Genomic DNA, 23,546 nt, shown 5'->3' on the forward strand with positions numbered 1-23,546 from the left:
TGGACCCGCCCTTGGTTCTCGTCACCGCGCGTCGCGGGGTGGGGGCTGGACATGCTCGACAGACGCGCCACCTGTCCCCGCCGTACTGTGTCGGTGCGCATCGCTACTGTTCCGCTGGTGACGTCGTTACTCGAAAGTGAGCTCAGGGACCTCCTGGCAACCCGACTGGAAGTTCTGGAGCCGGGATTGAGCCTGGTCCGATGCGAGTTCTCGCTGCGCGACGCCCCACTCGGGACGAGGGGCCGGATCGACATCCTCGCTCGTGATCGGCACGGGCTCTGGGTGATCATCGAGTTGAAGCGCGAGAGGTCCAGTTCGCGTCAGGCGCTGCACGAGATCGCGAAGTACGCGGAGCTGCTCCAGCGGGACAAGCAGCTCGCCCCGGACCGGATCCGCGCCCTCGTCGTTTCGACCGACTGGTCGGAGCTGCTCGTGCCGGTGAGCAACATGGCCCGTGACTGGAGCCATGACCTTCGCGGCTACGAGCTCCACGTGGGTGTCGACGGTCGGCTCAGTGCCGACCGTGTCGCGCTCCTGCCCGAGTCGCCCGAGCGGTACATCACGCCCGTGCACGGCATCTACCTCTACGCGAGTCCCCGGGAACGCGACCGAGGATGGCGGCAGATCCGGCAGATCGCCGCTGAGGTCGGTGCAACCAACCTGCTGGCTGCGGACTTCGACCGTGTGGGCGCCCTGAACGCCGTTGTCGCGCACTACGGGCTGTATCTGGGCATCGGTACGGTGGAGCCGGCGGACGTCGACCTGGAGCCGGCAGAGGACGAGTGCTCCTCGGACCCCTGCGCGACGGGGCACCCCGCCGAGTACCGGGCGCTGTGTGGGATCAATGCGCGCGTTCGCTGCGTGGATGTGGAGTCGGCTTACCCCGGGCTGCTGGGCAATCTGCTGGCCGACCCCGACTGGGAGGTCACCGGCTACCGGGGCACTGGAGCGTTCGCCGGGACCAACGGGGTGCACGAGGAACGCGACTGGTTGCGCATGCTGTCGGGCAACGATCGTGGTGACGGTCAGGTCACGTTCGTCGGGTCCGCCAACCCGCGGATCGCCACCCGTTGGCGAAGCTTCGTGGAGCAGGCCATGAACAGCCTCGGCGGCAATCCGGAGTGGGAGACGCTCGTGCGAGCATGGCTCGAGCGGGTTGCGCGGCAGCCGGGCGACGTCGATGTCACGCTGCGCGTCTACAACCCGTGTGATCTGGTGCAGACCATCGTGCACGGCTGGCCGGACGAGCTGGACCGGTGGCAGCCGGGTGTCATTGCCACTGCCGAGTTCGCCGACGGCACCCGTTCTGTGGTCCAGGGCATGTTGTGCGCGGACGGTTACGGGGCTCCGGGTCTTCTCGACATGGTCCATGTGGTGTACCGGGACCCGATCAAGTGGATGACGACTCGGTACGGCGGTGTCACCTGGGAGTACGACCAGGGCTTGCTCGGTCTCCTGGGCTTGCGTCACGTGCTGCTTGAGATTGTTGGTGACGGCCCGGAATTCCCGGCTCCCGAGGACGAACGCGGACTCTGGCTGGTCGAGGACGGGCAGTCGATGCGCGTTTCGTCCGACGATCCGGAGAAGTTCACTGCCGCTTGGCAGAGCCTCTGCTACAACGGGAACCTCATGACTCTCCGAGGTTTTCTCGCCGCGCATCGCCACGAAGTCGATGCGCTCCGTGTCGAGTACCTCAGCTGCATGGATGTACGGCGTTGATGGTGGGCAGTGCGAAGGTGTTGCCGGACGACTTCCCGGTCCCGGGTCTCGACGCGGTGCTCGGCCAGGCGATCCCCTTCGACCGGGACCGCTGGATCCCCCTGCTCCCCGACGCCGCATGGTGGCCGGCCGAACTGGACGAATGCCCGCGGGTGGGGCGATGGCCGCGTGTCGACCGGCGGACCGTCTTCTCCATCGCCGGCCGGGCTGCGACGGCCGAGACCGACCGGCACCTGCTCGTTGCCGCATTGGTGTGGGGCACGGGCACCAAGGTCCGTGAGGTCCGGCGCCGCGGTCGGATCTTCGCCCACACCTCCGCTGCGGAGTTGGACGCGCGACTCGGCGCGGCACTGACGGCACTTCGCGAGAAGGGAGCGGCGGAGGCGTACTGGGCGTTCAACAACGACCACAGGATCCCGCATCTGGGGCCGGCGTTCTTCACCAAGGTGCTGTACTTCGCTGGTGACGACGCCGTGCCGGGGCCTCACCGTCCGCTCATCCTCGACAGGGTCGCCTCGACGGGGCTCAAGGAGCTCGGGATCGTCGATCAGGGGTGGCCCGTGAGCGGCTGGAGGACGGACCAGTACAGGCAGTACCTCGGTGCCGTTCACAGCCTCGCACGGCAACGAGGCGTTCGGCCCGACCAGATCGAGGCGGCTCTCTTCCGTCACGGCAAGCAAGCATCCTGACGGTCACCGGTGGCTGTGCGCGCGACGGTCGGCGGCGGTCGGGCTGTTCGGTGGGGCTCACTCCGGGAGGCGGAAGAAGGTGCGGTAGAGGGGGAGTTGCTCGGTGAGCATGGGGAGGCCGGGGTGGGTGGGGAGGCCGAGGGTGGTGGCGGTGCGGAGGAGGGGGGTTTCGGCGGGGGTCATGATGATGTCGGCGACCAGGGTGCCGGGGGCCAGGGGGGTGGGGTCGAAGGGGAGGGGGTCGGTCGGGGTCAGGCCCAGGGGGGTGGCGTTGACGGCGAGGTCGGTGTCGGTGGGTGGGCGGGGGGCGGTGGTCACGCGGCCGGGCCAGTGGGGGCCGAGTCGGTCCAGGAGGGCGTCGACCCGGGTGCGGTCGGGGTCGGTGACGGTGAGGGCGGCGGCTCCTTCGGTGAGGAGGGCGGCGGCGATGGCGAGGCCCGCGCCACCGGCGCCGGCCAGGGCGACGCGGAGGCCGGCCGGGGGGTGGCCCGCGGCGGTCAGGCCGCGGACGAAGCCGGCGCCGTCGAAGTTGTCGCCGTACCAGCGGCCGTCCGGTTCGCGGCGCAGGGCGTTGGTGCTGCCCAGCAGGGCGGCGGCGGCGCTGAGTTCGTCGGCGTGCCCGCACATCGCCAGTTTGTGCGGGACGGTGACCAGCAGGCCGTCCAGGTTGGCGACGGCCTTCAGCCCTCGCACGATCTCGTCCAGCCGGTCCGCCGGGGCGTGCACGGGGACGAGCACGGCGTCCACGCCGCTCGCCGCGAACAGCGGGTTGAGCAGGGCGGGGGCCTTGGCCTGGGCGATCGGGTCGCCGAGTACCGCGAACAGTCGGGTGCGGCCGGAGACAGGAAGGTGGGGGGGAAGGGGCATCTCAGGCCTGCCCGGCGGTGGCGCGCGGCATGGTGTCCAGGGTGCGGGCGACCACTGACTCGGGGACGTCGCTGACGAGTTCGGCGCCGCGCGGGCCGTCCAGGACGAAGGAGAGCCCGTCGACGGCCTTCTTGTCCAGCCGCATCAGGGCGATCAGTGCCCCGGTGCCGGCCTCCGGCGGCAGCGCGGTCGGCAGCCCGTAGTGGGCGACCACCTCGTGGTGCTCGGCGACCCGCTCGGGGCCGATCCGGCCGAGCGCGCCCGCCAGTCGGCCGGCGAAGACCGTGCCGATGCCGACCGCCTCGCCGTGGCGCAGCCGGAAGTCGGTGGCGCGTTCCAGCGCGTGGCCCAGGGTGTGGCCGTAGTTGAGGATGTGCCGCAGCCCGGCATCGCGCTCGTCGGCGGCCACCACGGCGGCCTTGCGGGCGACGCTCGCGGCGATCTGCTCGGGCAGCGGCAGGTGACGGAGGTCCCCGGCGCCGATGAAGTGGCAGCGGGCGATCTCCCCGTAGCCGTTGACGCGCTCGCGCGGCGGGAGGGTGCTGAGGTAGTCGGTGTCGCAGAGCACGGCGGACGGCTGCCAGTACGCGCCCACCAGGTTCTTGCCCTCCGGGAGGTTCACCGCCGTCTTGCCGCCGACGCTCGCGTCGACCTGGGCCAGCAGGGAGGTGGGCAGGTGCACCACGGGCACCCCCCGGTGGTACAGCGCGGCGGCGAGGCCGACCGCGTCGGTGGTGGTGCCGCCGCCGACGGAGACCACGGCGTCCGCCCGGCCCAGGCCGAACGCGGTGAAGCGGCTGCACAGTTCGGCCACCCAGGCGAGGGACTTGCCCTCCTCGCCGTCCTTCGCCTCCACCACCAGGGTGTCGAGGCCGGTGTCGGGCAGCCACTCTGCGGGCCGGGCGCTGACCACCGCGACCCGGCGGGCGCCGATCCCGGCGAGCACCCCGGCCAGCCGGTGGCGGGCGCCGGGGCCGATCAGCACCGGGTAGCCGCGATCGCCCAGTTCCACGTCGATGCGTCGCAGCCCGCCGTCCGTGCGGACGGGGGTCGCGGAAGGGGCGGGGGTTTCGGTCGTGGTCAACTCGGCTCCCAGGGGTGGTCGGTGTGGTGACGCTCGGTGGAGTGGCGTCAGGGCGCGGACTGCAGTCGCGCCAGCGCGAGGGCGCCGTGCAGCGAGGAGAGCCCGCCGAGCACGGCCGGCCGGATCGCGAGGGCCGGGCCGCCGGGCCGGGCCAGCGCGGCGGCGTGGGCCTCCACCCGGGCCGTGAAGCCGGGCAGCCCGTCGGCGAACCCGCCGCCCAGTACGGTCAGTTCGGGGTGGAACAGTTCGCCGAACGAGACGGCCGCCGCCGCCAGCGCGGCACAGGTCTCCTCGACGGCCTCCACCGCCCACGGTGCGCCCTCGGCCAGCCCGGTCCGCAGCTCCGCGTACTCGACCGGCGCGCCGCGCAGCAGTTCCGCGCGCCGCAGGGTCGCCGGACCGGAGGCGGTGGCCTGCAGGCAGCCGCGCCGCCCGCAGTCGCAGACCGGGCCCCGGCGGTCGACGATCAGGTGTCCGGCCTCGCAGGAGCCGCGTCCCGGGCCCGGCAGCGGCGCGCCCTCGTGCACGACACCGCCGCCGACGCCCGTCCCGACACCCAGGTAGACCACATGTCCGGACCCGGCGTGCACCGCCTCGGCGAGTGCGGCGAGATCGCCGTCGTCCGCCCAGGCCAGCGCCGCGGTGGGGAAGAGCCGCCGCAGTGCCGGGACGAGGTCGAAGCCGCGCCAGCCGGGGCGGCCCGGCCAGGCGAGCACCCGGCCGTCCGGGCCGACGGTCGCGGGCACGGCCACCCCGACCGCCGCGAAGTCGCCCTCCCAGCGCTCGCGCAGGTCGGCGACGGTGCCGGCCAGCGCCGTCCAGTCGGCGTAGGCGCCGGCCACTCGGGCGCCGGGCCAGCGCAGCACGGCTTCCTCGGCGCGGACCGGTCCGCCGGGCGGGCCGTCCTCGGCGCGCAGCGCCACCTTGGTGCCGCCGATGTCGATGCCGAGCACGCCCCGGGCGGCCGTCGGGGCCTGGGCCTGGGCCACGACCGGGGCCTGGGCCGTGGCTTGAGGCGTGGAGCCCTGCGCCGTCGCGAGGCCCATCAGGACGCCGGGACCTTCGCCAGCAGCGCCTGCGCGGCCAGCCGGTAGCCGAGCGCGCCGAGCCCGACGATCACGCCCGAGGCGAGCGGCGCCAGTACCGACTCGTGCCGGAAGGACTCGCGCGCCCAGACGTTGGAGAGGTGCACCTCGACGAACGGCCGCGGATAGGCGGCGAGCGCGTCACGCAGTCCCCAGCCGGCGATCATCAGCGCGCCCGGGTTCACGATCGCCCCGACGGAGCCGTCCCAGGCGTCCTGCACGGCCTCGATCAGCTGACCCTCGGACTCGCGCTGGACCGAGACCACCTTCCAGCCCCGGCCGGCCACCTCGGCGGCGACCGCGGCCTCGATGTCGGCCAGGGTGTCGGTGCCGTAGACCTCCGGTTCGCGGCGGCCGAGAATTCCGAGATTGGGACCGTTCAGCAATAGCAGTTCGCTCATATTCCGGTTATAGCAGCGAGTTCCCCGGGCGAACCCCGGAGATGGGTGCCGAACTGCAGGACAAGGGCCTTCTAGGGGGGTGCGTAGGGGAGGTGACGGGCCGAATTTCCTGGGTTAGCGTGCCGTTCCACGGTCCCCCTACAGGAAAGGCAACGCGGAATCATGAGTGCCCAAGGACGTCAGGCCCCGGAGTTCCCGGTCTGGCCGCAGTACGACGAGGCCGAGCGCGATGGACTGCTCAGGGCGCTGGAGCAGGGCCAGTGGTGGCGGATGGGCGGCAAGGAGGTCGAGACCTTCGAGCAGGAGTTCGCCGACTACCACGGCGCCCCCAAGGCGCTCGCCGTGACCAACGGTACCCACGCGCTGGAGATCGCCCTCCAGCTGCTCGGTGTCGGCCCGGGCACCGAGGTCATCGTGCCCGCGTTCACGTTCATCTCCTCCTCCCAGGCCGCCCAGCGGCTCGGCGCCACCGCGGTGCCGGTCGACGTCGACCTCCACACCTACAACCTGAGCCCCGAGGCGGCGGCCGCCGCGATCACCCCGCGGACCCGCGCGATCATGCCGGTCCACATCGCCGGCCAGATCGCCGACCTGGACGCCCTCGACAAGCTCGCCGCCGACTCCGGCGTCTCGATCGTGCAGGACGCCGCGCACGCCCACGGCGCCCGCTGGCGCGGCCGCCGGGTCGGCGAGCTCGGCTCGATCGCCGCGTTCAGCTTCCAGAACGGCAAGCTGATGACGGCCGGCGAGGGCGGCGCCGTCACCTTCCCGGAGACCGCCCAGTACGACGAGGCGTTCCTGCGGCACAGCTGCGGCCGCCCGCCGACGGACCGGAAGTACTACCACCAGACCTCCGGTTCCAACTTCCGCCTCAACGAGTTCTCCGCGAGCGTGCTGCGCGCCCAGCTCGCCCGCCTGGACAGCCAGATCAGCGTCCGCGAGGAGCGCTCCAAGCAGCTCAAGAGCCTGCTGACGGAGATCCCCGGCGTGGTGCCGCAGGGCCACGACGAGCGGGCCGACCGCGTCCCGCACTACATGGCGATGTTCCGGATCCCCGGCCTCGGCGAGGACCGGCGCAACGCCCTGGTCGACGACCTGATCGCGCGCGGCCTGCCCGCGTTCGTGGTCTTCCGCGCCATCTACCGCTCGGACGGCTTCTGGGAGTCGGCCGCGCCCGACACCACCGTCGACGCGCTGGCGAAGGCCTGCCCCAACAGCGAGGCGCTCACCGCCGACGGCATCTGGCTGCACCACCGCACCCTCCTCGCGAGCGAGCAGGCGATCGAGGACACCGCGCAGATCATCGCCGACGCCCTGGCCGCGGTGTGAACGCGCGGGTGAGCACCGCCGGACGGGGGCCGGACGGTCCGGCCGCCCCGGTGCGGGTGGCCGTCGTCGGACTCGGCTGGGCGGGCCGCACCATCTGGCTGCCCCGTCTGACGGCCCACCCGGCCTACCGGGTCACCGCCGTCGTGGAGCCCGGCCCCGGCGCCGCGGAGCACGTGCCGCCCGGCGCCGCTCTCCTCGCCGAGGCCGACCTGCTCGGCCCCGACATCGACCTCGCGGTGGTCGCGGTGCCCAACCACCTGCACACCCCCGTGGCGGAGCGGCTGCTCGCCCGCGGCATCCCGGTGTTCCTGGAGAAGCCGGTCTGCCTCAGCGCCGCCGAGGCGGACCGGCTGGCCGCCGCCGAACGCGCCGGCGGGACCGTTCTGCTGGCGGGCAGCGCCGCCCGCTACCGGCCGGACGTCGCCGCCCTCACCGAACTGGCGGCGGACCTCGGCCCGATCCGCCACGTCGACCTCGCCTGGGTCCGTGCCAGCGGTGTCCCCGACGCCGGCGGGTGGTTCACCAGCCGCCGGCTCTCCGGCGGCGGCGCCCTGGTCGACCTCGGCTGGCACCTGCTGGACACGGCCCAGGCCGTGCTCGGCGGCGACGTCCGGTTCCCGTCGGTGCTCGGCTCGCTCTCCGCCGACTTCGTCAACGACGGCAGGCGCGGCGCCGGCTGGCGCGGCACCGAGGGGCCGGACGGCGCGGGCGACGTCGAGGACACCGCCCGCGGCTTCCTGCTCACCGACACCGGCGTCTCGGTGGCGGTGCGGGCGAGCTGGGCCTCCCACGAGCCCGTCGACACCACCCGGATCACGGTGGAGGGCGCCACCGGTTCCGCGACCCTGGAGTGCACCTTCGGCTTCAGCCCGAACCGTCGGGTCCCGCGCCTCACCCGGACCCGCGACGGCGTCACCACCGAGGTCCCGCTGCCCGGGGAGGGGGTCGGCACCGAGTACGTGCGCCAGCTCGACGAACTGCCCGCCCTGCTCGCCGACCCGGCCTCGCGCGGCGCCGCCGTGAACCGCGCCCACCACACCATCTCGGTCATCGAGCGGCTCTACGCGGCGGCCCGCTCGCCGCGGCCCCGGCTCGCCGACGAGGCCGCGGCGCTCGTCGTCTGACCGTCGTCGTCGTCCGACCGACCGCCGTTTCCAGCCGCTCTCCGTTGTCCGTTGTCCCCTCGCCCGCCGCCCGCCGTTCCTAGTCGCTCACCGCCGTTCCCAGCCGCTCTCCGCCGCTCCCCGCCGTCCGACCGCTGCTCCCGGCCGAGCCGCGGCGAGACCCGAGCCGCCCCGCGCCCCGGCCCCGGAGGCCGTGCCCATCCCGTCGGCCCCGGGGCGTCAGGCCCGGTCACCCGTCCGGGCAGCCCCTCGTCCCATGGAGATCCCATGCCGATCGACCAGCCCGCAGCCACCGCCCCGACCACCGGGCCCGACGGCCACGCGCTCGCCGCCTTCCTCCCCCTGCGCGCCGTGGTCTTCGACCTCGACGGCGTCATCGTCGACAGCTTCGACGTGATGCGCCGGGCGTTCCTCACCGCCTACGAGGAGGTGGTCGGCGACGGCAACCCGCCGTTCGAGGAGTACAGCCGCCACCTGGGCCGCTACTTCCCGGACATCATGCGGATCATGGGGCTGCCGCTCGCCCTGGAGGAGCCCTTCGTCCGGGAGAGCTATCGCCTCGCCCCCGAGGTCACCGTGCACGCCGGGGCGCGGGAACTGCTCACCGAGCTCAACCGGCGCGGCATCCGGCTGGCCGTGGCCACCGGCAAGAGCGGCCCCCGGGCCCGCTCGCTGCTCGACCAGCTCGGCCTGCTGCACCACTTCGACCAGGTGCTCGGCTCCGACGAGGTCCCCCGGGCCAAGCCCGCGCCCGACATCGTGCTGCGAGCCCTGGAACTGCTCGACGTGCCGGCCGAACGGACCGTCATGGTCGGCGACGCCGTCACGGACCTGGCGAGCGCCCGGGGCGCCGGGGTCGGCGCGATCGCCGCGCTGTGGGGCGAGACCGACGAGGCGGCGCTGCTCGCCGAACGGCCCGATGCGGTGCTGCGCCGACCCGCCGACCTGCTCGACCTGCTCGCCCTGCTGCCCGAACCCGTCCCGGCCCACTGACCGGCCGCGAGTCCGGACCGCCCGCTCCGCCCCACCGGCCGGGCCGGTCCGCCCTGCTGCCCTCCCCGCCCCGCCGCGCTCACGCCCGGCGGGGCGGTGTGGTTCCCGCCCGTCGGCGCGTGGCCCGTCCCGCGCCGGGCCCGCCTCTCGCGCCGGTTCCGCCCCTCGTGCCGGCCACCCCCGCGCCCGTCGCCCCCGGACCCCGTCCTCCGTGAATTAGGGCCCGTATAGGGGGTCGGATAGGGGCGGCCCGGAGCTCCCGCCGCACGAGACTGTGACCGGCGGGAATTCGCGTACGGCCGCTCCGGAAAGGCCGCCCGGCAATATGCCGGTCCGGTGCCGCGAAATCCGGCCCGGAAATGGAATCCCCATTGCGTCGCCGCCGACCCCCGGCGTCGGACGGAAAACGAATGCCCCCGCTCCAGGCCGAACCGAGCGGAACCGACCCGAGCAGAACCGGGCCGAACTGAACCGACCCGAGCAGAACCGACCCGAGCAGAACCGGGCCGACCCGAACCGACCCAAGGAAGTGACGGTATGTTGCGCACCGAGCTGATCCGGCCGCTGCCCGAACTGCTGGCCGAGCACGCCCGCGACAGCTCGGACAAGACCGCGTTCCGCGACGCCGTCCGCGGCGTGACCTACGCCGAGCTCCACGCCCGCACCGGCCGGCTCGCCGGCCACCTCGCCGACCTGCGCCTCCAGCCCGGCGACCGGGCCGCGATCCTGCTGGGCAACAGCGTCGAGGTGGTGGAGTCCTACTTCGGCATCCTGCGCGCCGGCGCCATCGGCGTGCCGCTCAACCCGCACGCCACCGAGGCCGAACTCACCCATCTGCTGGACGACAGCGGCGCCCGCGTCGTCATCACCGACGCCGCCCGCGCCGCCGGCCTGGACGCCCTCGCCCGCGCCCGGGCCGACCTGAGGGTGATCGTCACCGGCGAGGCCCCCGTCCCGGTCGGCACCCTCTCCTTCGAGACCCTGACCACCACCGAGCCCGCCACCCCCGCGCGCGACGACCTCGGCCTCGACGACCCCGCCTGGATGCTCTACACCTCCGGCACCACCGGCCGGCCCAAGGGCGTGCTGTCCACCCAGCGCAACTGCCTCTGGTCGGTCGCCGCCTGCTACGTGCCGGTGCCCGGCCTGAGCGCCGAGGACCGGGTGGTCTGGCCGCTGCCGCTGTTCCACAGCCTCTCCCACATCGCCTGCGTGCTGAGCGTCACCGCCGTCGGCGCCACCGCCCGCATCCTCGACGGCTTCGCCGCGGCGGACGTCCTGGAGGCCGTCCGCGAGGAGTCCGCGACCTTCCTGGCCGGCGTGCCCACCATGTACCAGCAACTGGTGCGCGCCGCCCGGGAGGACGGCTTCAGCGCGCCGGCCCTGCGGATGTGCCTGGTCGGCGGCGCCATGACCACCGCCGCGCTGCGGCGCTCCTTCGAGGAGGCGTTCGGCGCGACGCTCATCGACGCCTACGGCTCCACCGAGACCTGCGGCTCGATCACCGTCAACTGGCCCACCGGCGCCCGCGTCGAGGGCTCCTGCGGCCTGCCCGTCCCGGGCCTGGGCGTGCGCCTGGTCGACGTCGCGACCGGCCTGGACGTCGCCGACGGCGAGGAGGGCGAGGTCTGGGTGCGCGGCCCGAGCGTGATGCTCGGCTACCACAACCAGCCCGAGGCCACCGAGCAGGCGCTGCGCGGCGGTTGGTACCACACCGGCGACCTCGCCCGGCGCGACGGCTCCGGCTACTTCACCATCACCGGCCGGATCAAGGAACTCATCATCCGCGGCGGGGAGAACATCCACCCGGCCGAGGTCGAGGAGGTGCTGCGCGGCGTGCCCGGCGTCGCGGACGTCGCCGTCGTCGGCAAGCCCCACGAGGTGCTCGGCGAGGTGCCGGTGGCCTTCCTGGTGCCCGGCCCCGGCGGCCTCGACCCGGAGGCCCTGCTGGCCGCCTGCCGGGAACGGCTCTCCTACTTCAAGGTCCCCGAGGAGCTGTACGAGACGGAGCGCATCCCGCGCACCGCCTCCGGCAAGATCACCCGGCATGTGCTGCTCGACGCGCCCGCCCGGCTGCGGGCCGCCGGCGGCAGCCACTACGAGCACCTGTTCCGCGTCGACTGGCTGCCGCTCTCCTCCGTCCCCGGCGCCCGCCCCGCCGCCGGCACCTGGGCGGTGCTCGGCGCGGACGCCTTCGGCCTCGCCGACGCCCTCGGCGCCGCCGCCCACCCCGACCCGGCCGCGCTGGCCGGGGCCGGCCCGCTGCCCGATGCCGCCGTGCTCGGCGTCGGCGGCGGCCTGCGCACCCCCGGACCGCTCGCCGCCGACGTCGAGGACGCCGTGCGCGCCCTCGACGGGCAGCTCACCGCCTGGCTCGCCGAGGAACGGCTCGCGGACACCGCGCTGGTCGTCGTCACCCGGGGCGCCGCCGGACCCGGCGGCGCCACCGACCTCGTCCAGGCCGCGCTGCGCGGCGTGGTCCGCGCCGCCCGGGTGGCGAACCCCGGCCGCTTCCTGCTGGTCGACCTCGACGCGGAGGAGAACGCCGCCGACGCGCTGGCCACCGCCGTCGCCTCCGGCGAACCCGAGCTCGTCGTCCGCTCCGGCGTGGCGCTGCGCCCGCGCGCCGCCCGGGTGTCCGCCGCGCTCGCCCACGGCGAGCCCGGCGCCCGCTTCGACCCGCGCCGCGCCGTCCTGGTCACCGGCGCCGACGGGCCGGCCGCCGCCGCCGTCGCCCACCACCTGGTGGCCGGCCGCGGCGTGCGCCGGATCCTGCTCACCAGCCCCCACGGCCCGGCCGACCGGGCCGCCGCCGAACTCGCCGAACGGCTCACCGCCGCCGGCGCCGAGACCACCCTCAGCGCCCTCGACCTCGCCGACCGCGACGCCCTCGCCGACTGGCTGGCCGGCCCGGGCACCCGCTTCAACGCCGTCGTCCACACCCCCGGCGCGGCCTTCCCCGGCCTCGGCGCGGCCCTCGCCGCCGCCGTCAACCTGCACGAACTGACCGTCGGCACCGAGCTGTCCGCCTTCGTCGTGCACACCCCCACCGTCGGACCGCTCGGCACCCCCGGCGCCCCCGGGGAGGCCGCCGCGGCGGCGTTCCTCGACGCCCTCGCCCACCACCGCAGCCGCCACGGCCTGCCCGGCCTCGCCCTCATCACCGGCCCCGCCGACGGGGACGGACGCCCCGTGCCGCCCGGCCTCGGCCGGCTCACCGCCCAGGAGAGCGCCGCCGCGTTCGACGCCGCCCACCTGGCCGACCACACCTCCCTGCTGCTGCTCCGGCTCGACCCCGAAGGGCTGGACACCCTCGCCCCGCAGGACGTCCCGGCCCTGCTGCGCGACCTCATCGACACCCCGGCCGGGCCGAGCGCCCCGGACACCGCGACCGCCGCCGCCCTGCGCCGCCGTCTGGCCGGCCGCCCGGCCGCCGACCGGCAGCGCGAGCTGCTCGACCTCGTCCTCGCGGAGACCGCCGGGCTGGCCGGCGACGGCCCCGACCCGATCCGCCCCGACGGCCCGTTCAAGGACCTCGGCTTCACCTCCGCCACCGCCGTCGAACTGCGCGGCCGCCTCACCGCCGCCACCGGCCTGCGGCTGCCCGCCACCCTCGCCTTCGACCACCCCAACCCGACCGCCGTCGCGGCCTTCCTGGTGAACGCGCTGACCGGCCGTCCGGCCGCCGCCGCCCGGCCCGCGCCGGTGCCGCGCGCCGTGCCGCCCGCCGAGGACCCCGTCGTGATCGTCGGCGCCGCCTGCCGCCTGCCCGGCGGCGTCGCCTCCCCGGCCGACCTGTGGCGGCTGGTCGCCGAGGGCACCGACGCGATCACCCCCTTCCCCGCCGACCGGGGCTGGGACCTCGACGCCCTCTACGACCCGGACCCGACCGTCCCCGGCACCTCCTACGCCCGCCACGGCGGATTCCTGCACGACGCCGCCGACTTCGACGCCGCCTTCTTCGGCATCTCCCCGCGCGAGGCACTGGCCACGGACCCGCAGCAGCGGCTGCTGCTGGAGACCTCCTGGGAACTGCTGGAGCGCGCGGGCATCGACCCGACCTCGCTCAAGGGGCAGCCGGTCGGCGTCTACGCGGGCCTGATGTACCACGACTACGCCACCGACCTCGCGGAGGTCCCGGACGGCCTGGAGGGCTACCTCGGCACCGGCAACGCCGGCTCGGTCGCCTCCGGCCGCATCTCCTACACCCTCGGCCTCGAAGGCCCGTCGGTGACGGTGGACACCGCCTGCTCCTCCTCGCTGGTGGCCCTGCACCTGGCCGCCCAGGCGCTGCGCGACGGCGAGGCCACGCTCGCCCTGGCCGGCGGCGCCGCGATCATGGCCCGGCCCACCTCCTTCGTCGAGTTCTCCCGTCAGCGCGCGCTCTCCGCCGACGGCCGCGCCCGGGCCTACGCGGACGGTGCCGACGGCACCGCCTGGGCCGAGGGCGTGGGCCTGGTGCTGCTGGAGCGGCTGTCGGACGCGCGGCGGCTGGGGCACGAGGTGCTGGCGGTGGTCCGGGGTTCGGCCGTGAACCAGGACGGTGCGTCCAACGGTCTGACCGCTCCGAACGGTCCCTCGCAGGAGCGGGTGATCCGGGCCGCGCTCGCCAACGCCGGGTTGACGCCCGCGGACGTCGACGCGGTGGAGGGGCACGGGACGGGGACCTCGCTGGGCGACCCGATCGAGGCGCAGGCGGTGCTGGCCACCTACGGTCAGGGCCGTCCGGCCGAACAGCCGCTGTGGCTGGGGTCGTTGAAGTCCAACCTCGGCCACGCCCAGGCCGCGGCCGGTGTCGCCGGTGTGATCAAGATGGTGGAGGCGCTGCGGCACGGAGTGCTCCCGAAGAGCCTGCACATCGACGCGCCCAGCACCAAGGTGGACTGGGAGTCCGGCGCGGTCGCCCTGCTCACCGAGGAACGGGCCTGGCCGGAGGTCGACCGGCCGCGCCGGGCCGCCGTCTCCTCGTTCGGCGTCAGCGGCACCAACGCCCACGTCATCCTGGAGCAGGCCCCCGCCCAGGAGCCGGCGGACCGGGCGGAGCCCGCCGGACTCGACGGCGGACCCGACGACGGCTCCGGCACCCCGGTGCCCTGGCTGCTCTCCGCCCGTTCCCCCGAGGCCCTGCGCGAACAGGCCGAACAGCTCGCCGAGTTCACCGAATCCAGGCCCGACGCCGAGGCGCCGGCCGTCGCCCGCGCGCTCGCCGGCTCCCGGGCCGCGCTGGAACGGCGGGCCGTCGTGGTCGCCGCCGACCGGGCGCGGGCGCTGAGCGGGTTGCGCGCGCTGGCCGACGGCGAGGCGGCGGCCGGGCTGGTGTCCGGTCGGGCGGAGGTGAGTGGTCGGTCGGTGTTCGTCTTCCCGGGGCAGGGGTCCCAGTGGGTGGGGATGGGGCGTCGGCTGCTCGCCGAGTCGGCGGTGTTCGCGCGGGCCCTGGAGGAGGCCGCGGAGGCCCTGGAGCCCTATACCGACTGGTCGTTGCTGGATGTGGTGAACCAGGTGCCGGGTGCCGCCTCGCTGGAGCGGGTGGACGTGGTGCAACCGGTGTCCTTCGCCGTGAACGTCGGTCTCGCGCGGCTGTGGGCGTCGCTGGGGGTCGTGCCGGACGCGGTGGTGGGCCACTCGCAGGGGGAGATCGCGGCGGCGCACGTCGCGGGGATCCTCTCGCTGGAGGACGCGGCGGCGGTGGTGGCGCTGCGCTCGCAGGCCATCGCCCGGGGCCTGGCGGGACGCGGCGGCATGGTGTCGCTCGGGCTGCCGCTCGCCGAGGTGACCGGTGCACTGCCCGACGGTGTGGAGGTCGCGGCCGTGAACGGTCCGTCCTCGGTCGTGGTGGCCGGTGACCCGGCCGGGCTGGACACCGTGGTGGCCGCCTTCGAGGAGCGCGGCGTCCGGGTGCGCCGGATCCCCGTCGACTACGCCTCGCACACCTCGCACGTGGAGTCGATCGAGGCCGAACTCGCCGTGCTGCTGGGCGCCGTGAAGCCGCAGCCGGCCGTTGTCCCCTTCCTGTCGACGGTCGAGAACCGTTGGGTGGAGGGTCCGGAGCTGGACGCCGGGTACTGGTACCGCAATCTGCGGCAGACCGTGCGCTTCGCCGAGGCCGTCGACACCCTGGCGGGCGAGGGCTTCCGGGCCTTCGTCGAGGTCAGCGCCCACCCCGTGCTCGCGCACGCCGTCGTGGAGGCGCTGGAGGAGGCCGTCGAGGCGCCGACCGTCGTCACCGGGACGCTGCGCCGTGAGGACGGCGGCTGGGACCGCGTCCTGCTCGCCGCCGCCGAGCTCCACGTGCGCGGCATTGCCGTCGACTGGTCCACGGCCCACAGCGGGTCCGGCACCGTCCGTCCCTCCGAACTGCCCACCTACCCCTTCCAACGCCAGCGCTACTGGCTGGAGCCGGGCCGCGCCGCGGGCGACCTCGCCGCCGTCGGCCTGGACAAGGCCGGTCACCCGCTGCTGGAGGCCGAACTGCTGCTCGGCACCGAGGAAGGCGCCGTCTTCACCGGCCGGGTCACCGAACGCACCCTGCCCTGGCTGGCCGACCACCGGGTCGGCGGCGTGACGCTGCTGCCCGGCACCGCGCTGCTCGACGCCCTCGCCCACGTCGGCCGCCGCCTCGGCGCGCCCACGGTCGAGGAACTGACCGTCTCCGCCCCGCTCGTCGTCCCGGACGGCGGCGGCCTCGACCTCCAGGTCCACGTCGGCGAGGCCGAGGACGGCCGCCGCACCTTCCGGCTGCTCACCCGCACCGGCACCGGCCTGCCCTGGCACGCCAACGCCACCGGAACGCTCGCCCCGGAGGGCCCGGAGCCCGCCGCCGCCGACGACCTGACGGTCTGGCCGCCCGCCGGAGCCCGCCCGCTCGACCTCGACGGCCTCTACGACCGGCTCACCGTCGCCTACGGCCCCGCGTTCCACGCCGTCGAGGCCGCCTGGCTCGCCGACGGCCGCCTCTACGCCCAGCTCCGCCTTCCCGGGGCCGGCTCGGACGCCGCCGCCTACGGCCTGCACCCCGCCCTGCTGGACGCGGCCCTCCACCCGCTCGGCGAGGCCGGCTTCTTCCCGGGCGCCGACGTGCCCAGGCTCGCCTTCTCCTGGGCCGGCGTCCGCCTGCACGCCGCCGGCGCCGAGGCGCTGCGCGTGGTCGTCACCCTCGCCGGCCCCGACACCCTCACCGTCCGGGCCGCCGACGACACCGGCGCCCCCGTCGTGGACGTCGAGGCCCTCACCGTGCGGCCGGTGGACCCGCGCGGCCTCACCGCCGGTCCGGCGGACGACGCGGCCCTGTTCGAGGTCGACTGGGTCCCCGCACCCGAGACCGACCAGGTCCTCGACGCCGCCGCCGACCGTTCGCCCGCCGACTGGACCCTGCACGGCGAGCTGCCCGAGGACGGCGCCCTGCCGCCCCTCGTGGTCCTGCCCGCCGGTGTCGGCGCGCCCTCCGCCACCGTGCCCGAGCGCGCCCACGCCGTCGGCCACGACGTCCTGCGGGCGCTCCAGGCCTGGCTGGCCGACGAGCGGACGGCCGACTCCCGGCTCGTCGTCGTCACCCGGCGCGGCGAACTCGTCCAGGAACCCGTCCGGGGCCTGGTGCGCACCGCCCAGTCGGAGAACCCCGGCCGCTTCGTGCTCGTCGAGGCCGACGACCCGGCCGACGCCGCCCGCGCGGTGGCCGCCGCGCCGGTCGACGAACCGCAGCTGGCGCTGCGCGACGGGCGCCCGCTGGTCGCCCGCCTGCGCCGCCCGGCCGCCCGGCCCGCCCCCGCGGCGGGCGCGCCGTCCCCGCTGGCGGGCGGCACCGTCCTGGTCACCGGCGCCAACGGCGGCCTCGGCCGCCTGGTGGCCCGTCACCTCGCGGCGGTCCACCGCGTCGCGGAACTCGTGCTCCTCTCCCGCTCCGCCGTGCCCGCCGACCTGCTCGAAGAACTCGCCGCGCACGGCACCCTGGTCCGCGCCGAGGCCGTCGACACCGCCGACCGCACCGCGCTGGCCGCCGTCGTCGACACCCTCGCCGACCGCCTGACCGGCGTCGTCCACGTCGCCGGGATCGTCGACGACGGCGTGATCGAGGCCCTGGACGCCGCCAAGTGGCACAGCGTGCTGCGCCCGAAGGTCGACGCCGCCTGGCACCTGCACGAGCTCACCGCCGGCCTCGACCTGGCCGCCTTCGCGCTCTACTCCTCCGCCTCCGGCGTCCTCGGCGGCTCCGGCCAGGGCAACTACGCGGCCGGCAACGCCTTCCTCGACGGCCTGGCCGCCCACCGGCGCTCGCTCGGACTGCCCGCCGTGTCGCTCGCCTGGGGCCTGTGGGCCGAGGCCGCCGGCATGGGCGGCCGGCTGAGCGACACCGACCTCGCCCGGATGGCCCGGGTCGGCACCCGCCCCCTCTCCGCCGACCAGGGCCTCGCCCTGCTGGACGCCGCCCTCACCGGCGGGCCCGCGGCCGTGGTGCCGATCCGGCTCGACGTCACCGGCGTCCGGACCGAGGACCTCCCGCCGCTGCTGCGCGACCTGGCACCCGCCGCCCGCGCGCCCCGCGCCCTGCGCCGGGCCGCCGCCCGCACCGCCGCGGACGGGGCCGGCGCCCTGGCCCGGCGGCTCGGCGGACTCTCCGCCGCCGACCGCGACGAACTGCTGACCGCCCTGGTCCGCGACACCGCCGCCGCCGTCCTCGGCCACGGCTCGGCCGCGGCGCTGGACGTCGACAAGGCGTTCAAGGAACTCGGCATCGACTCGCTCACCGCCGTCGAACTCCGCAACGCCCTCGGCACCGCCACCGGCCTGCGCCTGCCCGCCACCCTGGTGTTCAACTACCCGACGCCCAAGGCCCTCGCCGCCCACCTCGCGACCGAACTCGTCGGCGAGGAACCGGCCCCCGCCGCCCCCGCCGCCCCTGCGGCACCGGCCGCCGGGACCGAGGACGAGCCGATCGCGATCGTCGCCGTCGGCTGCCGCTTCCCCGGCGGTCTCGACTCCGGCGAGGACCTCTGGCGCTTCGTCGCCGGCGGCGGCGACGCCGTCACCGGCCTGCCCACCGACCGGGGCTGGGACCTCGACGGCAGCTACGACCCCGACCCCGACGCCCCCGGCCGCACCTATGTGCGCGGCGGCGGATTCCTGCCCGGCATCGCCGACTTCGACGCCGCCTTCTTCGGCATCAACCCGCGCGAGGCCCTGGCGATGGACCCGCAGCAGCGGCTGCTGCTCGAAGTCGCCTGGGAGACCCTGGAGCGCGCCGGACTCGACCCCACCTCGCTGCGCGCCACCCCGACCGGTGTCTTCATCGGCACCCACGGCCAGGACTACGGCACCCAGGGCACCGGCGGCGCCGCCGACGAGGGCTACCTGGTCACCGGCAACGCGGGCAGCGTGCTCTCCGGCCGCCTCTCCTACGCCCTCGGCCTGGAGGGGCCCGCGATCACCGTCGACACCGCCTGCTCCTCCTCGCTGGTCGCCCTGCACCTCGCCGCCCAGGCGCTCCGCGCCGGGGAGTGCACGCTCGCCCTGGCCGGCGGCGCCTCGGTGATGTCCACGCTCGAAGGCCTGGTCGGCTTCTCCCGGCAGCGCGGCCTCGCCACCGACGGCCGGAGCAAGGCCTTCGCCGACGCCGCCGACGGGTTCGGGATGTCCGAGGGCGTGGGCCTGCTGCTGCTGGAGCGGCTGTCGGACGCGCGGCGGCTGGGGCACGAGGTGCTGGCGGTGGTCCGGGGTTCGGCCGTGAACCAGGACGGCGCGTCCAACGGCCTCACCGCCCCGAACGGTCCCTCGCAGGAGCGGGTGATCCGGGCCGCGCTCGCCAACGCCCGCCTCACGGCCGCCGACGTCGACGCCGTCGAGGCGCACGGCACCGGCACCCCGCTGGGCGACCCGATCGAGGCGCACGCCCTGCTCGCGACCTACGGCAAGGGCCGTCCGGCCGAACAGCCGCTCTGGCTGGGGTCGGTGAAGTCCAACATCGGCCACACCCAGGCCGCCGCCGGTGCGGCCGGTGTGATCAAGATGGTCGAGGCGCTGCGCCACGGCGTGCTGCCGCAGACCCTCCACATCGACGCGCCCAGCTCGCACATCGACTGGTCCTCGGGCGGGATCGCCCTGCTCACCGAGCAGCGGGCCTGGCCGGAGGTCGGCCGTCCGCGCCGGGCCGGCGTCTCGGCGTTCGGTGTCAGCGGGACCAACGCGCACGTGATTCTTGAGCAGGCCGAGCCGGTGGATCCGGCGCCCGCGACCGTCGAGGCAGACGGGGACGGGGCCGGCGCGGTGGCCTGGGTGGTCTCCGGCACCTCGGAGGCGGCCCTGCGCGAGCAGGCCGCGCGGCTCGCGGCCCACGCCCAGGGGCAGCCCGCGCCGGACCTCGCCGCCACCGCCCGTGCTCTCGTCACCGCGCGCACCCGGTTCCCCGAGCGGGCCGTCGCCGTCGGAGCCGACCGGGCCGCGCTCGTCGACACCCTGAAGGCGTTGGCCGACGGCGAGGCCGCGGCCGGGCTGGTGTCCGGTCGGGCGGAGGTGTCCGGTCGGTCGGTGTTCGTCTTCCCGGGGCAGGGTTCGCAGTGGGTGGGGATGGGGCGTCGGCTGCTGGCCGAGTCGGTGGTGTTCGCGGAGGCTCTGGGTGAGGTCGGTAAGGCTCTGGAGCCCTATGTCGACTGGTCGTTGCTGGATGTGGTGAACCAGGTGCCGGGTGCCGCCTCGCTGGAGCGGGTGGACGTGGTGCAGCCGGTGTCGTTCGCGGTGAACGTCGGTCTGGCCCGTCTGTGGGCGTCGCTGGGTGTCGTCCCGGACGCGGTGGTGGGCCACTCGCAGGGGGAGATCGCGGCGGCGCACGTCGCGGGGATCCTGTCGCTGGAGGATGCCGCGGCGGTGGTGGCGCTGCGTTCGCAGGCCATCGCTCGCGGTCTGGCGGGACGCGGGGGCATGGTGTCGGTGGCCCGGCCGTTCGCCGAGGTGACCGGTGCACTGCCCGAGGGCGTGGAGGTCGCGGCCGTGAACGGTCCGTCCTCGGTCGTGGTGGCCGGTGACCCGGCCGGGCTGGACGCCCTGGTGGCCGCGTACGAGGAGCAGGGCGTCCGGGTGCGGCGCATCGCCGTGGACTACGCCTCCCACACCTCGCACGTGGAGTCGATCGAGGCCGAACTCGCCGAGCTGCTGGGTGCCGTGAAGCCGCAGCCGGCCGTTGTCCCCTTCCTGTCGACGGTCGAGAACCGCTGGCTGGAGGGTCCGGAGCTGGACGCCGGGTACTGGTACCGCAATCTGCGGCAGACCGTGCGCTTCGCCGAGGCCGTCGACACGCTGGCGGGCGAGGGCTTCCGGGCCTTCGTGGAGATCAGCGCGCACCCGGTGCTCGCGAACGCCGTGGTCGAGGCGCTGGAGGAGGCCGTCCAGGCGCCGACCGTCGTCACCGGGACCCTGCGCCGTGAGGACGGCGGCTGGGACCGCGTCCTGCTCGCCGCCGCCGAACTCCACGTGCGCGGCATTGCCGTCGACTGGTCCACCGCCCACACCGGGGCCGGCACCGTCCGCCCCTCCGAACTGCCCACCTACGCCTTCCAGCACCAGCGCTTCTGGCTGGAGCCCGTCGCCTCCACCGGTGACGTGACCGCCTTCGGGGTCGCCGCCGCCGAGCACCCGCTGCTCGGAACCCTGGTCGAACTGCCCGACGGGGGAACGGTGTTCACCGGGCGGCTGTCGATCCGCTCGCACCCGTGGCTGGCCGGTCACGCCGTCTCCGGGACGGTCCTGCTGCCCGGCGCGGCCTTCCTCGAACTCGCCCTGCGCGCGGGGGAGCAGACCGGCCTCGGCCGTCTGGAGGAACTGGTCGTCGAAGCCCCCGGGATCCTGCCCGAGCGCGGCGGCCTCCAGGTCCGCGTCACGGTCGATCCGGCCGCCGACGACGACCGCCGGGCCGTCCACGTGCACTCGCGTCCCGAGGAGGCCGAGGGCGGCGCCTGGACCAGGCACGCCACCGGCTTCCTGGCGGCCGAGGCCGCACCGGAGTTCGGCTACGAGTCGTGGCCGCCGGCCGGTGCGGAGCCGGTCGCGGTGGACGGCTTCTACGAGCGGCTGGCGGAGGCCGGTTACGAGTACGGCGACGCCTTCCGGGGCCTGCGGGCTGCCTGGCGGTCGGGCGAGGAGGTGTTCGCCGAGGTGACCCTGCCGGAGGAGCTGGCCGACTCCGCCGGGCGGTTCGGACTGCACCCGGCCCTGCTGGACGCCGCCCTGCAGTCCGCCAACCTGGGCGCGGCGCCGGTCGCCGGACCGGGGGAGGTGCTGCTGCCGTTCGCCTGGAACGACGTGGCCCTGTTCGCGTCCGGGGCCACCGCGCTGCGGGTGCGCTCCCGCCGGGAGGGCCCGGACAGCGTCTCCTTCGCGCTGACCGACCCGGTCGGCCGACCCGTCGGTGCCGTCGGGGCCCTGGTCCTGCGGCCGGTGGCGCCCGAGCGGCTGTCCACCGTCCGCGACGCCGCCGCCGAGCACCTGTACCGCCTCGACTGGGCGCCGGCCGACCTCCCGAGGGCGGTGGACCGGGCCGCCGAGGAGGACGTGCTCGACCTGACCCGCGTCGCCGAGGGGCTGTCCGCACCGCAGGCGGCCCGTGCGCTGGCCGGCGCCGCGCTCGGCGGGATCCAGGAGCACCTGGCCGGTGACTCCGCCCGCCCGCTCGCCGTCCTGACCGCGAACGCGGCCTCGGACCCGGCGGCCTCCGCCGTCCGGGGTCTGGTCCGCACCGCGCAGCTCGAACACCCGGGCCGGATCGTCCTGGTGGACACCGACGGCTCGACGGCGCCCGCCTCGTTGGTGGCCGACGCGCTCGCGTCCGGCGAACCCCAGGTGGCGTGGCGCGCCGGGGGAGCGGTGGTGCCGCGCCTGGCGCGCGCCGAGGTGCCGTCCGGTACCGCTCCGGTGCTGGATCCGGCGGGGACGGTGCTGGTGACCGGCGGCACGGGGACGCTGGGCGGGCTGGTGGCCCGGCGCCTGGTGGAGTCGCACGGGGTGCGGCACCTGCTGCTGGTGAGCCGTCGCGGTGCGCAGGCGCCGGGTGCGGCGGAGCTGGTCGCGGGGCTCCAGGCGCTCGGTGCCTCGGTGGAGGTGCTGGCGGCCGATGTGTCGGAGCGCTCGGCGGTGGACGCGCTGGTGGCCGGGGTGCCGACGGAGCATCCGCTGACGGCGGTGGTGCACACGGCCGGTGCGCTGGCCGACGGCGTCTTCGAGGCACAGTCCGCCGAGCGGCTGGACGAGGTGTTCGCCCCGAAGGCGGACGCGGCCTGGCACCTGCACGAGGCGACCGAGGACCTCGGCCTCACCGCCTTCGTCCTCTTCTCCTCCGGCGCCGGTGTGTTCGGCAGCGCCGGACAGAGCCTCTACGGGTCGGCGAACGGCTTCCTGGACGGGTTGGCCGGGTGGCGCCGTGAGCGGGGCCTGCCGGCGGTCTCGCTGGCCTGGGGCCTGTGGGCGCAGGCCAGCGGCCTGACCGGGCACTTGGACGGGGCCGACCGGGCCCGGCTGGCCCGCGGCGGCCTGGCGGCCATGCCCACGGAGGAGGCGCTGGCGCTGTTCGACGCCGCGCTGCGTTCTCCGGAGGCACTGCTGGTGCCGACCCGGCTGGACCGGGAGGCGCTGCGCAAGCAGGCGGCCGGCGGCGAGCTGAACCCGCTGCTGCGCGGTCTGGTCCGCAGCCCCCGCCGCACCGCCGCCAACGGCGCGCCCGCCGCCGACGGCCGTGAGGTCCTGCTCCGCCGGCTCTCCGCGGTGGGCGAGGCCGAGCAGCTCCGGCTGCTCCTGGACCTGGTCCGGGCCAGTGCGGCCAAGGTGCTCGGCCAGAGCATCGACGAGACGGTGAAGCCCGCGCAGGCGTTCAAGGACGTCGGGTTCGACTCGCTGACCTCGCTGCGGATCCGCGGCAGCCTCACCGAGGCCACCGGCGTCCGGCTCCCGGCGACCCTGGTCTTCGACCACCCGACCCCGGCCGCCGTCGCCGAGTACCTGCGGGACCGGCTGGGCCTGGCGGGATCGGCGGCCGTGCCGCCCGTCCTGCTCGAACTCGACCGGCTGGAGCAGGCCTTGGCGGCCACGGTCGGGACGGCCGGCGCGTTCGGGGCGCCCGACGGGCTGCGCGCCCAGGTGGCGGCCCGGCTGGAGGCCCTCACCGCCCGCTGGGCGGAGTCGGGCGAGGAGCCCGAGACGGAGGGCGTCGACCTGGGCGAGGCCTCGGACGACGAGCTCTTCGACCTGATCGACAACGAACTCGGCCTTTCCTGATGACG

Annotated in this window: 10 protein-coding genes; 6 read left to right on the top strand and 4 right to left on the bottom strand. The window is 75.5% G+C overall.

Going from position 1 to position 23,546, the window contains the following annotated elements; genetic code table 11:
- Nucleotides 1-117: 117 nt before the first annotated feature.
- Together ACW14Y_RS30130 and ACW14Y_RS30135 are read left to right on the top strand one after the other, a co-directional pair.
- Nucleotides 118-1,719 (top strand): endonuclease NucS domain-containing protein, encoded by a 1,602-nt coding sequence (locus ACW14Y_RS30130; RefSeq protein WP_456984004.1) that lies wholly within the window; start codon nt 118-120, stop codon nt 1,717-1,719.
- Entirely contained in the window at nt 1,719-2,408 is a 690-nt protein-coding gene (locus ACW14Y_RS30135; protein ID WP_456984005.1) for an 8-oxoguanine DNA glycosylase OGG fold protein, read from the top strand. Before ACW14Y_RS30130 ends, ACW14Y_RS30135 begins: the two co-directional genes overlap by 1 nt.
- Before the next feature lie 57 nt (nt 2,409-2,465).
- Here the strand turns inward: ACW14Y_RS30135 and ACW14Y_RS30140 are convergent, their stop codons facing one another.
- From ACW14Y_RS30140 to ACW14Y_RS30155, 4 genes are read right to left on the bottom strand one after another with little or no spacing between them, the layout of a single operon-like run.
- Entirely contained in the window at nt 2,466-3,275 is an 810-nt protein-coding gene (locus tag ACW14Y_RS30140) for a shikimate dehydrogenase family protein (protein ID WP_456984006.1), read from the bottom strand.
- Between the two features lies 1 nt (nt 3,276).
- Complete coding sequence (locus ACW14Y_RS30145) at nt 3,277-4,359, bottom strand: 3-dehydroquinate synthase family protein (protein ID WP_456984007.1); 1,083 nt, start codon at nt 4,357-4,359, stop codon at nt 3,277-3,279.
- 47 nt (nt 4,360-4,406) lie between these two features.
- Nucleotides 4,407-5,405 carry an ROK family protein gene (locus tag ACW14Y_RS30150; protein ID WP_456984009.1) on the bottom strand — a complete coding sequence of 333 codons (999 nt, stop codon included), beginning with the start codon at nt 5,403-5,405 and terminating at the stop codon, nt 4,407-4,409.
- Nucleotides 5,405-5,845, bottom strand: a complete 441-nt coding sequence (locus tag ACW14Y_RS30155; RefSeq protein WP_030397945.1) for a type II 3-dehydroquinate dehydratase — start codon at nt 5,843-5,845, stop codon at nt 5,405-5,407. Before ACW14Y_RS30155 ends, ACW14Y_RS30150 begins: the two co-directional genes overlap by 1 nt.
- Before the next feature lie 162 nt (nt 5,846-6,007).
- On the opposite strand from ACW14Y_RS30155, the gene ACW14Y_RS30160 reads away from it, so the two are divergent.
- The 4 genes from ACW14Y_RS30160 (at nt 6,008) to ACW14Y_RS30175 (ending at nt 23,541) form a co-directional block, all read left to right on the top strand.
- Nucleotides 6,008-7,174 (top strand): DegT/DnrJ/EryC1/StrS family aminotransferase, encoded by a 1,167-nt coding sequence (locus tag ACW14Y_RS30160; RefSeq protein ID WP_380437265.1) that lies wholly within the window; start codon nt 6,008-6,010, stop codon nt 7,172-7,174.
- An 8-nt stretch (nt 7,175-7,182) separates the two neighbouring features.
- The gene (locus tag ACW14Y_RS30165) at nt 7,183-8,298 is read left to right on the top strand and encodes a Gfo/Idh/MocA family protein (RefSeq protein ID WP_456984012.1); all 1,116 of its coding nucleotides are present in this window, start codon (nt 7,183-7,185) and stop codon (nt 8,296-8,298) included.
- Nucleotides 8,299-8,565: 267 nt separating this feature from the next.
- The gene (locus ACW14Y_RS30170) at nt 8,566-9,291 is read left to right on the top strand and encodes an HAD-IA family hydrolase (RefSeq protein ID WP_380306392.1); all 726 of its coding nucleotides are present in this window, start codon (nt 8,566-8,568) and stop codon (nt 9,289-9,291) included.
- A 537-nt stretch (nt 9,292-9,828) separates the two neighbouring features.
- A complete protein-coding gene (locus ACW14Y_RS30175) occupies nt 9,829-23,541 on the top strand; it encodes an SDR family NAD(P)-dependent oxidoreductase (RefSeq protein WP_456984014.1) in 13,713 nt (4,570 codons plus the stop codon).
- The last annotated feature ends 5 nt before the right edge of the window (nt 23,542-23,546 follow it).

This window comes from Kitasatospora sp. cg17-2, from assembly GCF_054031055.1.